At 51.1% G+C, this 14,531-nt stretch carries 14 protein-coding genes; 1 reads left to right on the top strand and 13 read right to left on the bottom strand.

Annotated features, from left to right (window positions below; genetic code table 11):
- Positions 1-12 precede the first annotated feature (12 nt).
- The 6 genes from rnc to EKM96_RS05375 all read right to left on the bottom strand — a co-directional run bounded on the left by rnc (position 13) and on the right by EKM96_RS05375 (position 6,594).
- A complete protein-coding gene (gene rnc / locus EKM96_RS05400) occupies positions 13-708 on the bottom strand; it encodes a ribonuclease III (RefSeq protein WP_125640858.1) in 696 nt (231 codons plus the stop codon).
- A 311-nt stretch (positions 709-1,019) separates the two neighbouring features.
- Positions 1,020-1,271: an acyl carrier protein gene (gene acpP / locus EKM96_RS05395; protein WP_125640855.1), complete on the bottom strand. Its 252-nt coding sequence runs from the start codon at positions 1,269-1,271 to the stop codon at positions 1,020-1,022.
- A gap of 75 nt (positions 1,272-1,346) precedes the next feature.
- Positions 1,347-2,381 carry a phosphate acyltransferase PlsX gene (gene plsX, locus EKM96_RS05390; protein ID WP_125640852.1) on the bottom strand — a complete coding sequence of 345 codons (1,035 nt, stop codon included), beginning with the start codon at positions 2,379-2,381 and terminating at the stop codon, positions 1,347-1,349.
- Positions 2,382-2,404: 23 nt separating this feature from the next.
- Positions 2,405-4,438, bottom strand: coding sequence for an ATP-dependent DNA helicase RecG (gene recG, locus EKM96_RS05385; protein WP_125640849.1), 2,034 nt, complete (start codon positions 4,436-4,438; stop codon positions 2,405-2,407).
- Between the two features lie 75 nt (positions 4,439-4,513).
- Positions 4,514-6,199 carry a DAK2 domain-containing protein gene (locus EKM96_RS05380; protein WP_125640846.1) on the bottom strand — a complete coding sequence of 562 codons (1,686 nt, stop codon included), beginning with the start codon at positions 6,197-6,199 and terminating at the stop codon, positions 4,514-4,516.
- A gap of 32 nt (positions 6,200-6,231) precedes the next feature.
- A complete protein-coding gene (locus tag EKM96_RS05375; RefSeq protein ID WP_061776403.1) occupies positions 6,232-6,594 on the bottom strand; it encodes an Asp23/Gls24 family envelope stress response protein in 363 nt (120 codons plus the stop codon).
- A 234-nt stretch (positions 6,595-6,828) separates the two neighbouring features.
- Between EKM96_RS05375 and rpmB the strand changes: the two genes are divergently transcribed.
- Positions 6,829-7,014, top strand: coding sequence for a 50S ribosomal protein L28 (gene rpmB / locus EKM96_RS05370; protein WP_020088997.1), 186 nt, complete (start codon positions 6,829-6,831; stop codon positions 7,012-7,014).
- Between the two features lie 133 nt (positions 7,015-7,147).
- On the opposite strand, the gene EKM96_RS05365 is transcribed toward rpmB, so the two are convergent.
- The 7 genes from EKM96_RS05365 to fmt form a co-directional block, all read right to left on the bottom strand.
- Positions 7,148-7,825 carry a thiamine diphosphokinase gene (locus tag EKM96_RS05365; protein WP_125640843.1) on the bottom strand — a complete coding sequence of 226 codons (678 nt, stop codon included), beginning with the start codon at positions 7,823-7,825 and terminating at the stop codon, positions 7,148-7,150.
- Positions 7,825-8,478, bottom strand: coding sequence for a ribulose-phosphate 3-epimerase (gene rpe / locus EKM96_RS05360; RefSeq protein ID WP_125640840.1), 654 nt, complete (start codon positions 8,476-8,478; stop codon positions 7,825-7,827). Before rpe ends, EKM96_RS05365 begins: the two co-directional genes overlap by 1 nt.
- A gap of 12 nt (positions 8,479-8,490) precedes the next feature.
- On the bottom strand, positions 8,491-9,387 hold the full coding sequence (rsgA, locus tag EKM96_RS05355; protein ID WP_125640837.1) for a ribosome small subunit-dependent GTPase A: 897 nt from the start codon (positions 9,385-9,387) through the stop codon (positions 8,491-8,493).
- A gap of 83 nt (positions 9,388-9,470) precedes the next feature.
- Positions 9,471-11,465 (bottom strand): Stk1 family PASTA domain-containing Ser/Thr kinase, encoded by a 1,995-nt coding sequence (gene pknB / locus EKM96_RS05350; protein WP_125640835.1) that lies wholly within the window; start codon positions 11,463-11,465, stop codon positions 9,471-9,473.
- Positions 11,462-12,211, bottom strand: a complete 750-nt coding sequence (locus tag EKM96_RS05345) for a Stp1/IreP family PP2C-type Ser/Thr phosphatase (protein ID WP_125640832.1) — start codon at positions 12,209-12,211, stop codon at positions 11,462-11,464. The genes pknB and EKM96_RS05345 overlap by 4 nt, the downstream gene beginning before the upstream one ends.
- A gap of 12 nt (positions 12,212-12,223) precedes the next feature.
- Positions 12,224-13,567 carry a 16S rRNA (cytosine(967)-C(5))-methyltransferase RsmB gene (gene rsmB / locus EKM96_RS05340; protein WP_125640829.1) on the bottom strand — a complete coding sequence of 448 codons (1,344 nt, stop codon included), beginning with the start codon at positions 13,565-13,567 and terminating at the stop codon, positions 12,224-12,226.
- Entirely contained in the window at positions 13,568-14,512 is a 945-nt protein-coding gene (gene fmt, locus EKM96_RS05335) for a methionyl-tRNA formyltransferase (protein WP_125640826.1), read from the bottom strand.
- Positions 14,513-14,531: the final 19 nt, after the last annotated feature.

Genomic DNA, 14,531 nt, shown 5'->3' with positions numbered 1-14,531 from the left:
CGCTAGTCATCCCTACTTCGTTTCTAAATTTTCGAGGGCATGTCTGGCAGCGTTTTGTTCCGCATGCTTCTTAGAATGCCCTTGTCCCTCACCCAACAGCTTGTCGTCCACGTACACGGCGACCTTAAAGGCCCGGTCATTGTCGGGACCTTCTTCGTCTAATAACCGGTAATCAATTTCGACCGGTCCGTGTTGTTGAACCAGTTCTTGTAACTCCGTCTTGTGGTCAAAGAATTCATCAAACCGGCCTTCATCCAACTTAGGGAAGACGACGCGAGTCACAAACGGAACGACCTTTTCCAGTCCCTGATCCATGTACAATGCCCCAATGAAGGATTCGAAGATATCACAAAGTAGCGAGTCCCGTTGCCGAGCCTGCGCCTTTTCTTCCCCTTTGCCGAGCCGAATGTACTGATCAAAATGACATTCCCGAGCAAAACTAGCGAAGCTTTGTTCGTTAACCATTGCCGCCCGTAGCCGAGTTAACCGTCCTTGGGGCATGTTCGGATACCGTCGGAAAATGTAATTGGAAACGACCAACTGCATCACCGCATCCCCCAAAAATTCAATTCGCTCGTAAAATTTTAACCCCTGGTTCGGATGTTCATTGACATACGATGCCTGTGTAAAGGCTTCGTCAAGTAATGACTGGTCTTTAAAATGAATATCAAAAACTTCTTCTAATTCCTTATTTAATCCAGCAATCACGTGCTATTTCCCTCATTTCCTAATTTCTTACCGATGACAAAGGTCGCCTTACCGGACCACCCATTTCAACCTTGCAGGTCGATCAGAGCCGTGAGGTTGGTCCGGTGGGGGCTCAGTGGTGAAATTTTCCTTGGTCGAGTGATTCTCTCGGCCTAGGAAAAGGTCGGACTAACAGACTCGTTCTTTGAGGCTGCTAGCCGTGCCCACCGCGTTCCAGCCCCCACCGGGCCAACCGGTAAGGCGGACACGATCACCCTAAAAAGATTGAAAAAGCCCGGGACGAAAAGGTGCGGCCCGGACTCGCTCAAAACTTATTTTTGTTGACTCTGGTGGGCAACGATGTAGTCAACCACTTCACCGATGGTGTTTAAATTCTCAGCATCTTCGTCTGAAATTTCGGCACCAAAGGTATCTTCTAATTCAAGGACAAACTCAACAAAGTCAATGGAATCAGCATCCAAATCCTGTTTGAAGTTTAATTGTTCGTTAATACCTTCCCGATCGGTTTCAAACCGGTCGGCGATGATGTCAGCGATCTTGTCAAAAATTTCTGTTCTAGTCATTTGCAATCCCTCATTCGTTGTATTCATTAGTAGTCTAACCGTTTTAACCAGCCTTGTCTAGCCAATTCAGCCCCGTTATTTCAGGGATTCTTTCAACTCAGCCATCTCGTCGGTGTGTTGGTCAAAATAGCTAACTAACTGGTCGGCACTGTGACTCGCAACCAATTCCCGAATCTGGCCGATCGTGTTCTTAACGGTCGGTGCCTTGGAGGAACCATGAGTCTTGACCACTGGCGCCTTCAAGCCCAGCAGAACGGCCCCACCATATTGGGAGTAATCCATGGCCGAGCGAACCTTGCCGAAGACGGGCTTCAACATGCTGGCACCAATCTTGCCACCCAGGCCGCCGCCCATGATTTCACCCTTGATAAGCTTTAGCATGGACAGTGCGGTTCCTTCAATGGCCTTCAAGGTCGCATTCCCGGTAAATCCATCGGTAACCACCACGTCGGCCGCACCGTTCAGCAACTCCCGTGATTCCACGTTTCCAATGAAGTTAATTTCACTCATCTGTGCCAAGGCATCATGAATTGCCCGGTGATTCTTATCACCCTTGTCGGCCTCGGTCCCGTTATTCAGGAGTCCCACTCGTGGCTGCTTAACGTGCATCACTGACTGAGCGTAGTATTGGCCCATAATGGCATACTGAATCACGTTAAAGGCCTTGGTGTCGGCATTGGCCCCGACATCCAGCATCACAAAGCTACTCTGATCAGGCTTTTGCAGAACGGGTAAGGTCGTGGTCAACCCTGGGCGGTCAATTCCCTTGATCCGACCCACGATTAGCAGGCCAGCAGTCAAGACGGCCCCGGAGTTCCCAGCAGAGAAGAAAGCATCCGCTTGGCCCTCTTTAACCGCCGTGGCGGCCAAAACAATACTTGACTGTTTCTTACGGCGAACGGCCCGAACGGGTTCGTCCTCCATCGTAATGACTTCCGTGGCGGGAACAAATTCAATGCGGTCCGAGTTTTTAATCAGGGGCTTCACAGCCTCTTCCTGGCCGAATAAGAGGAACTCAACGTCGGCATAGGCATCCCGGGCTAATTCAATCCCCTTTACAATTTCGGCGGGTGCGTAGTCCCCGCCCATGGCATCAACGGCAATTTTCATGTTAACTCTCCTTTATCATCAACCTAATCCATCGTGGTGTTCTGATGGGCGGTTGTACTTAAGAATGCGGCCAACGCCAGGTTAGCGTCCTTGTCATCCCAATTGGGAGCGGCCACCGTTTCCTTCGCAGCCTGCTGGGCCACACTTAAAATATTCAGATCGGCCACCGGATCACCAACTTTAAAGTCGGGAACACCGGATTGCTTTCTTCCAAGAATATCACCTGCGCCACGTAATTCCAAATCCTTTTGCGCGAGGACAAACCCATCATTGGAATTCGTCATGGTCGTCATCCGTTCAATCGCGACCTGGTTCTTCGGATCGGCGATTAGGATACATGCCGAGGCTTTCTGTCCCCGACCAACTCGGCCGCGTAATTGGTGCAGCTGAGCCAGGCCAAAGTGGTCAGCGTCGTAGATCAGCATCAGGGTTGCATTGGGCACGTCGACCCCCACCTCGATCACGGTAGTTGCGACTAACACCTGGAATTTATTGGCCTTGAAGTCCGCCATGATGCTATTCTTCTCGTCATTTTTCATCCGCCCATGCAGGAGTCCCACCTGATAGGTCGGTTCATACTCTTCCTTGAATCGGTCATAAATGGCCTCGGCATTCTTCATGTCGACCGCCTCCGATTCCTCAATCAACGGCGTGACCACGTAGGCCTGCGAGCCGGTACTCAGCTCGGCCTTGACCTCACGAAGAACCGAATCGACCTGATTACTTCTAATCCAGGTCGTCTTGATTGGTTGACGCCCAGCCGGCAACTCATTAATCACCGAAACATCCATCTCACCATAAGCGGTAATTGCTAACGTCCGAGGAATTGGGGTGGCCGTCATAGCCAAGACGTCAGGCTGTTGCCCCTTTTCTCTGAGCGCTCGCCGTTGATTGACCCCAAAACGATGTTGCTCGTCAATCACCGCCAGTCCCAAGTGATGGTACGTGACCTCCGGTTGAATCAAGGCGTGGGTGCCAATAATCAGGTTGACCGTCCCATTGGCAATCTGCGGGAGCAGGGTCTTCCTGGCGGCCGGTTTCGTCGCCCCGGTTAGCAGCGCCACGTTGACGGGAAAATCGGCGAACAGCTTCGCCAAGTTATCGGCGTGTTGTTCCGCTAAAATTTCGGTTGGGGCCATCAACACCGCCTGAGTTCCGGCGGTAATGGCGGCATACATGGCAATCGCCGCCACGACCGTCTTGCCACTACCAACATCCCCCTGCAAAAGGCGATTCATGTGGATGGGCCGCTTGAGATCGAAACAAATTTCGTTCACGACCCGCTTCTGCGCGGCGGTTAACTCGTATGGCAATGAATCGATAAAGGCCTTCAGCGCCTTTAAGTCGTAGGCCAGCGTTTGGCCATGCAGCGTATGGTCCTGTTGCCGAACAATCTGTAGTCGGATTTCAAACAAATAGAATTCCTCAAATTTTGCCGTTCGGCGTGCCGCCTGAGCGGCTGCATCGTCCGCAGGAAAATGCATATCATGAATCATTTCCCGGCGGTGTAGCAAGTGATACTGGTCACGCAACGGCTCCGGCACCAGGTCAACAATCTTTTCCGAATACTGATCATAGGCCGCCTCAACCAGTTGCTTAATGGTTCCCTGCCGAATCGATTTATTAGCGGGATAAATCGATCCCATGGCATTAGCCGCACTGGCCAGAATCTTCATCCCGGACAGGCTCTGCCGTTTGGCATCAAACCGACCGTAGACAACGACTTCCGACCCAACCTCAAGTTGATCCTTCAACCATGGCTGGTTAAAGAACGTCACGGGAATGATGGTGTGCTCATCAATGAGTAGCCGAAAGTTCAGTCGATTCTTCTTGCGGCCAAAACGGGTCAGCACCGGCACAACCGCTACCGTTCCCTTTAAGGTTACTTTGGCCTGATCCGTTAACTCACTGGGATCTTTAGCCTGAAGGTCTTCATAGCGAAACGGAAAATAGGTCAACAGATCATTAATATTGTTGATATCTAATTCCTTAAGCGCTGCGACTCGTTTAGGACCGACACCGGCCAAGACGCTGACACTATCGCTTAAACTTGGCATCCACCTTCACTCCCTTCTTCATTAATGCGAAAAAAAGACTGGACTCAATCGCCCAATCTTTTTCGCTTTTACGCGTTATTCAACCGAAATCAAGAATGGGTAAACTGGTTGGTCACCCTCATGAATTTCCGTTTCTAAGTCGTCATCCAAGTCGGCAACGGCTGCTTGTAACTGCTCAGCAACTTCGGCTGTGGTGTCCGTGCCGTAGATGATCGTCACAATTTCACTCTCATCATCCAGCATGGCCTTAACCATTTCAACAGCCGTCTGCAAGAGATCGGCTTCCGTCACCTTAAGGGTGCCGTCAACGATTCCCATGTAGTTGCCTTCTTTGATATCGAAGCCATCCAACTGGGTGTTACGAATGGCATGTGTCACTTGACCACTCTTAACGGCCGTCAGGTTGTCTTCCATAGCGGACTGGTTTTCATCAAGCTCTGAATCAGGGTTGTAGCCCAGCATTGCCGTCATTCCTTGGGAAACCGTCTTAGAGTGGACGATGACCGTTGGGATATCCGCAACCTGTGCCGCCTGTTCAGCAGCTAAGAAGATATTCTTGTTGTTAGGTAAAACAATGGCCCGTTTCGCCTTGCTATTGTTGATGGCATCGACAATATCTTGCGTACTTGGGTTCATCGTTTGACCACCGTTGACCACGTGCGTCACACCGAGGCTCTTGAAGAGCGTTGCAAGACCGTCACCGGCTGCAATCGAAATAATAGCGGTATCTGAAATCTCTTCTTCGGGTTCTGGCGTAGCAGCAGGCGTTTGATCATCCTTTTCCATGATGGTCTCCTGTTGCATCCGCATGTTATCAACCTTTACCTTGGCCAGGTCACCAAATTCTTGGCCCCAAGCAATCACCTTCCCGGGATGTTCCGTGTGGACGTGAACCTTAACGATTTCATCATCGTTCACAACCAACAGGGAATCCCCAAGGTCGGCGAGGTAGTTATAGAAGGTATCGTAGTCAAAGTCATGGTCAACCTGCTTACCACGGCCCAAACGAACCATGATTTCGGTACAGTAACCAAACTTAATGCTGTTAGGGTCCAACTTGCCTTGAACACTCTGATGATGCGCAGCATCAATCATTTCGTTCATTTCAGCATCGTCGGGCTTGTATTCTTCGTTTTCGGAAACCCGACCGTTTAATGAGTCGTTGAAGGCTTCCAGCACGAAGGTCAACCCTTGACCACCGGAGTCCACGACGCCAACCTGCTTCAAAACAGGCAGTAGGTCTGGTGTCGTTGCCAGGGCCTGCTTAGCGGCCTCGTATACGGCGTCCATAACGACCAAAACATCATCGGACTTCTTAGCAGCGTTTAAACCGGCCTGAGCACCCTCACGGACAACCGTAAGAATAGTTCCCTCGGTGGGCTTCATAACGGCCTTGTAGGCCGTCTCAGCACCAGCAGCGAAGCCATCGGCCAAATCTTGAGCACTCAGCGTGTTCAAATCGGCCAACTTACGAGAAAAGCCCCGGAAGATCTGAGATAAGATAACCCCAGAGTTCCCACGGGCGCCCATCAACAGGCCCTTAGCCAAGGCTTCGGCTAAGGCACCAACGGCCTCCGTATCAGCATCACGTTCGTACTTGGCCCCACTTTGCAGTGAGAGACTCATGTTGGTCCCGGTATCCCCATCGGGCACAGGGAAAACATTTAATGAGTTAATAAAATCTGCGTTCTGGTTTAGCTTTTGCGAGGCTGCCTGGACCATCTTACCAAACTCAAGATTAGTAATTTCTGTTACTTTCAACTAAGTATCCTCCTTGATTTCAGTACGTCTGGCTAGTCAGCCAACACCCGCACCCCTTGCACAATGACATTGACTGAGTTTGCGGTAACCCCCAGCATTGTTTCTAGGTTGTATTTAACTTTAGATTGAACACTACGTGAGACTTCGGAAATCTTGGTTCCGTAGCTAGCAATCACGTAGACGTCGATTGCAACGCCGTTTTCTTCCTGGCGAACAACGACCCCACGGGCATAGTTCTCCCGGCGTAAAATATCGTTGACGTTGTCACGAATTTGATTTTTACTTGCCATGCCCACGACACCATAATTATCAGTCGCGGCACCCCCAACTACGGTCGCAATCACTTCATTGGTAATATCAATTGTTCCGTACTGAGTCTTAATCTTTACGGCCATGGAAATAGCCTCCTTGTCTGATTTAGAATCTTAACAGAGATTAATCTTACCACAACCCGACCAAAAATAGAAATAGGATGACTGAAAACCACGTCTTGACGGTAAACAAGTGTCAAGTAAATTTCCTTGAAAGAAAACATTGATTTCACAGAAATTGTATGGTAAATTATTCAGGTGAGTAAAAAGCACTGCTTTTTTTAAAAAGTAATGAATCCACAAAGGAGGGTTTACGCCATGGCAAAGGATTTTATCAACGGTAAGCGGACGCGCTTCGGTAACAAGCGTTCTCATGCTTTGAATTCAAGTCGTCGCGCTTGGAAGCCGAACTTACAAAAAGTTCGCATCTTAGTGGACGGTAAGCCAAAAAAAGTCTGGATTTCTGCTCGGACTTTGAAATCAGGTAAAGTAACCCGCGTCTAGTAATAGCCACGGTTATAAAAGGAAAGCTCAAACCAGGAAACTGGTTTGGGCCTTTTTTTGTTGCACGCAAATTTTAAAAGGCCCCCTCAAGACGCTGTTCAGTGTCCGTGAGGAGGCCTTCTTTAGTTAATGACTATTCATGACGCGCTTCATAGGTATCACAACTCTGAATCACACAGAGTAGCCCTGTGTCGAACTGAAAGGACCCCTGGTCGCCAACGAACTCATTACTGGCGAATGAAATGGGATATGGGATCGGCTCGTTATGCAGCTGATACTTCTCATCAATCAAGCTCAAATGATCGATTGGGGTTAACGGAATGAAAGCCAGGTACTTCTTATCTGACTCCTTATCAATCGTGTAGGTCCCCGGGGCAAAAAACTGGATCGTATTCTGCCGGTCGATCAATCGAATCTGACTCGCATAGCGCTTGTACTGAGGTTCTAACACCAGAAACAGATTGGCCAGAAAATGGTCCATCCGGCCACCGGTGGCGCCGTAAATATCGAGCTTATCGGCACCATAGTCACCAAAAGCCACGGAAACCGCGGACTGGGTGTCCGTGAAGTCCTTTTCCGGTTGTGATTGGCGGATGTCTTTCACGTTCCGCCGGACGCGTTGGAGCTCACCAGGTTGCAACGAATCAAAGTCGCCGATAGCGGCAACTGGTTGAAACCCCAAATCGATCAGCCGCAACGTTCCCCGGTCAACCCCAATCCAGGGACCGTCAATTGCTTTAGCAGCTAAATCACTCGGCCAATTAGCCTTCGGCCCACCAACTAACAGATTAAACGTTCCCCCACGTAGCATTATTTTGTCGCATCCTTTAAGGCTTGAACTTTAGCAGCTGGGTCGTCAGCGTTGAAGACGTATGACCCGGCAACAGCAACCGTTGCGCCGGCCTTGGCACAGTCAACGACCGTTTCATTATTAACCCCACCATCAATTTCGATGTCGAAGTCGTAGCCCTTCTTTTCCTTGATGGCATTCAATTCGGCAATCTTGTCCACGGAACTTGGCAAGAACTTTTGTCCACCAAAACCGGGGTTAACCGTCATGATCAGCACTTGACCAACCATGTCTAAGACGGGTTCGATCATGGCAACCGGTGTCCCCGGGTTGATGACAACTTCTGGGGTAGCACCGGCGTTTTTGATCATTTGTAAGGCCCGGTGAATATGGGGTGTTGCTTCGACATGGACACCAATGATATCGGCACCGGCCTTGGCAAAGTCTTCCACGTACCGTTCAGGGTTTTGGACCATCATGTGAACGTCTAAGACCATCTTGGTGATTGGCCGAATCGCTTTAACCCAACCGGGACCATATGAGATAGCGGGCACGAAAGCCCCATCCATGACGTCGATGTGCAAGACTTCGGCACCGGCCTGGTCGACCATTTCGATATCCTTTTGTAAATTGACGTAATCAGCACTTAAAATTGAAGGCGCTACTTTAATCATAAATTCTCTTCCTCATTTCTTCTTGTTATAGACTGGTTTTTGATTTTTTAACAGCGTTAGGAGTTGGACGTAGTTGTCATAACGACTCTGCAGAAGCTTGCCGTCCGCCAAGCTTTCCTTCACCGCACAACCGGGTTCGTTGATGTGAACGCATCCCCGGAACCGACAGTCATCGGCCAGGGCCACGAATTCTGGAAAGAAGTGACACAGATCACGATAATCGATCGTCAGCGTATCATAGGATGAAAAACCTGGCGTATCGGCAACGAGGCCCCCGGCAATTGGCATCAGGCTGACCTTCCGCGTGGTATGCCGCCCACGATTCAAGGCCTTCGATATTTCACCGGTTGCCAAGGTTAAATCGGGCGAGATGTGGTTCAGTAGCGTCGATTTACCCGCCCCGGTTTGCCCCATGATTACCGTTTCCTTATCCGCTAAGGTGGTCTTCAACTGGTTCAGGCCCTCCTCGGCAAAGGGTTCCCGCGTCAAGCAGACCGCATACCCAATGTTTCGATAACCTTCGGCCAGCGTTTCAAATTCCTGGTAGCGGGCATCGTCAATCAGATCGGTTTTGGTGAAGTAGATCACCGGGGTAATGTCACTGACCTCTAAGGCAATCAACTGCCGATCCAGCAGGTTGGTGGAAAACTCTGGTTCAGCAACTGCCGTGACCACCACACCTTGGTCAATGTTGGACACCGGTGGCCGTCGCAAAGAGTTGGTTCGCGGCAAAATCTCTAAGACATAGCCTTCTTTGGGCGAAGAACTTTCAAAGACCACCCGGTCACCAACCAACGGCGTAATTCGGCGCTTACGAAAGTTACCGCGAGCCCGCGTTCGATACATTTTGCCCGCGCTAAAGACATCGTAAAAGCCACTCAATGATTGGCGAATCTGTCCTTCAGCCATAACGCACCTCCTAATAGTTTGAATAAAAAAACTCAGTTCTCTTATATTATAAAAGAACTGAGCACCAATTGCAGGCCTTTTCCCTAATTTTTCGTGACGTGGTTGTCAGAGGCAATTACATGGCCGTCGCGAACGACCTTGTAAGCCCCATCCTTCCCACTTGCCACCGTAAACGGCAGCGTCACTTGGGTATCGTCGGTAATGGTCATCTGTTTATAAACCGAACTTAATGAGTGGTCCTGGTCCCGAAGATAAATCTGAATAAGATTCTCGCTGGACCCATTATTACTACTATCATCATCGTCCGTTGAACCGCTATCGTAAGGAATCTTAACGTCAACGCTAAACTCATCAACCGAGGAGCTACTATCGCTCTCAGGGCCGCGAGACAGCGTCAAGGTCACATTGTCCCCTTCATGCACAACGGCCCCCTCACCCGGTGACTGCCGAATGACATGGCCCTTCGCCACGTCCGAGGAGTAAGCGTACTTGAACGCTAGGTTCAGGTTATGGTCGGTGGCATAACTTTGGGCCTGGGCTTTGGTCTTGTCGGTCAAATCCGCCAACGTCACCGTCTTTGATCCCGTTGAGACCGTAAAGGTCACCTCGGTATTCGCCGGCACAACGTTCTTGCCCGCGGTAACACTCTGCTGAATAATTTTGCCCGCCGGCACACTCGTCGAATGAACCGACTCCCGGTGAACCGTGAAGCCCAACGCCTCTAATTTAGCCGCAGTACTGGCATAGGATTCACCCTGATAATCGGCCATTCGGAACCGCTTAGGCCCCGTGCTAATCCACAGATCGACCATGCTCTTCCGCCGTAATTGCGTTCCTGAACGCGGTTCCGTGCGAACCACCCGATGAACCTTGACCGTGCTACTGGAGACCTTATGAATCTCACCAACCTTCAAGTTGGCCGCAACCAATTCGCTACGGGCGGCCGTTTCCGTCCTCCCGGTGACCTTGGGAACGGTGGTCATGCGTGGTTGAAAGAGGCCCACGCCGAGCAGAATTCCTAAGAGGACCAAGAGAATCACCGAACCGGCAATGATGAACTTCCGCCGACGGGGGTGTCGATGGAACTTGCGCCCCTTCTTCTTGTCCTTCTCGGGCTTGGCCGCCGACTTAACATCGGCCTGCGCCGTTTCCTCCGGATGGTCGATTTCAGAAATTGCCGCGATCGCACTGGCCGGCAAGACCTTAGTCTCACCGTTGTCATCCTCGCTAGGCGTGAAGCGTACTTCACCCGCCCGGGTTGGTGACAGTGAGGTTTTCAGGTCCTCGGCCATGCTAGCAACATCCGCATAACGGTCCCGTGGTTGCTTGGAAGTCGCCCTTAGGACAACATTTTCCAAGGCCTGGGGAATCCGTGGGTCGATGTCTCTAACGGATGGAATCTCCGACTGGAAGTGCTTCAGGGCAATGGAAACCGCCGTTTCGCCCTGGAATGGCACCGTGCCCGTCAACATCTCGTAGAGGATAATCCCTAACGAATAAATGTCGGACTGCTTGGTGGCCATGCCACCACGTGCCTGTTCGGGCGACAGATAATGCACGGAGCCCAACACCGTGTTGGTCTGCGTTAGACTGTGTTCCGACAGGGCAACGGCAATCCCGAAGTCGGTAATCTTGGCGACCTGATGCTCGTCGATCAAGATATTTTGCGGCTTCAAATCCCGGTGAATAATGTTGTGCTTGTGCGCCATCGAAACGGCGCTGAGAATCTGTTCCATAATCTTGATGACTTCTTGATAAGGAATGGGAAAGTGATGCTTGATATAGGCCTTCAGGTCGGTCCCTTCGACGTATTCCATCACCAGGTACTGCATCCCGTTTTCCTCACCAACATCATAAACTTGAACAATGTTATCGTGAACCAATTCCGTGGCAGCTAATGCTTCTCGCTGGAACCGGCGAATTGTATTCGGATCGTCTCGTAAGTCCAGCCGTAACAGCTTGACCGAGACATCCCGGTCGAGAATGAGATCATGGGCCAAGTACACGTTGGCCATGCCACCTTCACCAAGCGCCCGAACGATTCGGTAGCGCCCGTTCAGTGTATAACCCGCTTTCATTGTCCCATCACCTCCCGAGGAGGATTCGTGATCAGAAGAACGGTAATATTGTCCAGTCCACCAGCGGCATTGGCCAAGTCAATGAGCTGTTTGCATTTATCCTCGGCCCGTTGATCACTGAGCAAGACCGACTGAATCTGATCATCGTCCACCATATTGGTTAACCCATCGGTACACAGCAATAATTGGTCGCCGGGTATCAAGGGATAGGTATTCAAATCAAACTTGGCATCGTTGGAAATTCCCAGGGAACGAATAATCACGTTCTTTTGGGGATGATGCCGTGCCGCCTGCCGACTAATCTCGCCCCGTTTGACCAGTTCATTCACTAAGGAATGGTCCTCGGTCAACTGCCGAAGCTGTTCGTCGCGTAACAGGTAGGCCCGTGAGTCCCCAATGTTAGCAATGACCACTTCATCCGTGAAATACACGGCGGCCACCAAGGTGGTGCCCATGCCATTCAGGTCGGCAAACTGGTTAGACTTATCGATAATCGACTGATTCTCTGCCGTGATCTGCGTGGTAATCCACTGCCCGGCTGTCTCCGGTGAGGTAATCTCAGTCTGTTCAAACTCATGGCCTAGATGTGACACGGCCATCGCACTGGCGACGTCACCACCCTGGTGACCCCCAATGCCATCCGCAATGATGGCTAAATGTTGGCCCGCCTGGTTGGTAAAGACGTCTACATAATCTTCATTATCTTCGCGTTGCTTGCCAATCGACGTTTGGTATGCCACTTCCATGGTCACTCACTCCTACTTTTTACGACGGAACGCACTGACAAAGAACCCATCCGAATCAAAATCATCGGGATACAGGCTCAGGGTATCCGTGGTGCGGTCTTCCTTGATAGCTTTAGTCGTTGCGACCCGCACACTCTCGAAGTCGGGATGACCGGCCAAGAACTGCTTCACAACGTCATTATTTTCAGTATCTAAAATGGTACACGTACTATAAACCATGATCCCAGCTGGCTTCAACTTGGCACTGACGGCATCCAAGATACCGAGTTGCACCTTCTGAAGTTGTTGAATATCTGCTGGTGTCTTTTCGTAACGAATCTCTGGCTTCCGCCGGATCAGGCCCAGTCCGGAACAAGGGGCATCGACCAAGATCCGGTCGAACATCTTCTTTGGGTACGCGTCATTAATGTCACGCGCATCCAGGGCCACCGCATCCACGCGGTCTGCCACATGAAGCCGTTCGGCATTCGTTTCGATCAAAGCAACTTTTTTGGGATGCAAATCAAGCGCGGTAACCTTCCCACCAGAGTGCGCATCAAGGTGGGCGGCAATTTGCGTCGTCTTCCCACCAGGCGCCGCACAGGCGTCAAGGACCTGGTCGCCAGGTCGAATCTGTAAGGCTTCAACTGGAAGCATCGCACTCTCATCTTGAATGGTCAGTCGACCATCCGCAAAGGCTTTGCTTTGGTTGGCTGCGGCATCGTCCAAACGGAAGGCTTCGCCAGCCACTTCACTTGGCGTCACGCCATAGCCTTCGGCCGTCAAGGCTTGTTGAACGGCTTCCACAGTGGTAACCGCCACGTTGACCCGAACGGATTGGGCGGCCGGTTGGTTGATCGTTTCCAAGATCTTCACGGTCTTGTCTTCACCAACCTGCTCCTGCAGGGCCGTAATCAGCCATTCAGGAACAGAGTATTCGAGGCTTAATCGTTTCGTTGGATCTTTAATAGCCGCAATATCCGGTAAGCCTTGCCGATCGATAGCGTGTAAGACCCCGGTGACGAAGCGCCGAATGCCTTCGTGGCCCCGATCCTTGGCCAATTGAATGGCCTCATTGAAGATGGCCCGCTTAGGCACCCGATCCAGGTAGATCTCTTGGTACAGGGCAACCAACAGCGTCATCTTTACCCAAGGTAAGACCTTCTGGTTAGGTTTGATAAACCCTTCCAAATAGTATTCCAAGGTCAATCGATGTTGGATCGTCCCGTAAACCAGGTTCGTCACAAACCGCCGGTCAACGTCACTGAGGGCGTTCTTTTCCAGCGTTTGTTCCAGTTGTAAGTTTGAGTATGCCCCGTTAGCAACGCGCGTCAGTGCTTCGACGGCCAGTGCCCGTGGTGTATTATTCTTTGTCATTTATTCTGCCACCTGTTCGCCCACGGCCAATTCGTCCGTGGTTCCATTTAGAAAGTCTGTGATGCTGAGCTTGGGCTTACCAGCCGGTTGTAATTCATCCAGGCCGATCACACCGTTTTCCCCGGTCGCAATCGCCAAGTGATGCTTGTCCCGACTGACCACTTGTCCCGGCTTGAGATCCGTCTGTTCGGGCATGACCGTCACGTGCCACAACTTGGTCCGGACCCCATTCAAGTAGATATGTGCGGCAGGTAATGGCCGTAACGCACGAACCTTGCAGTCGAAGAGCCGGGCACTCAAATTGATGTCGACCCGTTCTTCATCTGGTTTGATCGTTGGTGCAAAGGTCACCTGGTCCTCATCCTGTGGAATTGGCGTGATCGAGCCGGCCAACAATTTAGGCAAGGTGGCCAACAGTAACTCACGGCCGAGGTCGCTAAGCTTGTCGAACATGCTACCCACGTCATCCTGATCGGTAATGGGAATGGCTTCTTGGGCCAAGACGGCCCCCGCATCCATTTTCTTTTCCATGAACATAATTGAAACGCCGGTTTCAGCATCCCCGTTCATGATGGCATAGTGAACGGGCGCGCCACCCCGATACTTAGGTAGAAGTGAGGCGTGAACGTTAACCGCCGCAACCTTGGCCGCATTGAGCAGCTTAGTTGGTAAGAATTGCCCGAAGGCTGCGGTCACGATCAGGTCTGGAGCTAATTCGATGGCCCGGGCCATCTCGGGGCTGCCGGAAATCTTCTCTGGCTGAAGCACCTCGATGTCATGTTCGACAGCGACTTGCTTCACGGGCGATGGCGTCAGAATGTGTTTCCGTCCGACGCGACGGTCCGGTTGGGTTACGACGGCTAAAACATCGTAGCCATGCTCAATCAAACTCGTTAGAATGGGCGCCGAAAACTTGGGCGTTCCCATAAAAATAACAGATGTCATGTCACACCATACTTTCTTT

The sequence above is a fragment of the Levilactobacillus tangyuanensis genome, from assembly GCF_003946545.1.
GTDB classification, from domain to species: Bacteria; Bacillota; Bacilli; order Lactobacillales; family Lactobacillaceae; genus Levilactobacillus; species Levilactobacillus tangyuanensis.
This window is presented reverse-complemented; position numbering and strand designations above follow the sequence as displayed.

Excerpts from the sequence above, each read along its gene's own strand:
- acpP (WP_125640855.1), bottom strand. The coding sequence starts at position 1,271 with ATGACTAGAACAGAAATTTTTGACAAGATCGCTGACATCATCGCCGAC.
- plsX (WP_125640852.1), bottom strand. The coding sequence starts at position 2,381 with ATGAAAATTGCCGTTGATGCCATGGGCGGGGACTACGCACCCGCCGAA.
- recG (WP_125640849.1), bottom strand. The coding sequence starts at position 4,438 with ATGCCAAGTTTAAGCGATAGTGTCAGCGTCTTGGCCGGTGTCGGTCCT.
- EKM96_RS05375 (WP_061776403.1), bottom strand. The coding sequence starts at position 6,594 with ATGGCCGTAAAGATTAAGACTCAGTACGGAACAATTGATATTACCAAT.
- rpmB (WP_020088997.1), top strand. The coding sequence starts at position 6,829 with ATGGCAAAGGATTTTATCAACGGTAAGCGGACGCGCTTCGGTAACAAG.
- EKM96_RS05365 (WP_125640843.1), bottom strand. The coding sequence starts at position 7,825 with ATGCTACGTGGGGGAACGTTTAATCTGTTAGTTGGTGGGCCGAAGGCT.
- rpe (WP_125640840.1), bottom strand. The coding sequence starts at position 8,478 with ATGATTAAAGTAGCGCCTTCAATTTTAAGTGCTGATTACGTCAATTTA.
- rsgA (WP_125640837.1), bottom strand. The coding sequence starts at position 9,387 with ATGGCTGAAGGACAGATTCGCCAATCATTGAGTGGCTTTTACGATGTC.
- pknB (WP_125640835.1), bottom strand. The coding sequence starts at position 11,465 with ATGAAAGCGGGTTATACACTGAACGGGCGCTACCGAATCGTTCGGGCG.
- EKM96_RS05345 (WP_125640832.1), bottom strand. The coding sequence starts at position 12,211 with ATGGAAGTGGCATACCAAACGTCGATTGGCAAGCAACGCGAAGATAAT.
- rsmB (WP_125640829.1), bottom strand. The coding sequence starts at position 13,567 with ATGACAAAGAATAATACACCACGGGCACTGGCCGTCGAAGCACTGACG.
- fmt (WP_125640826.1), bottom strand. The coding sequence starts at position 14,512 with ATGACATCTGTTATTTTTATGGGAACGCCCAAGTTTTCGGCGCCCATT.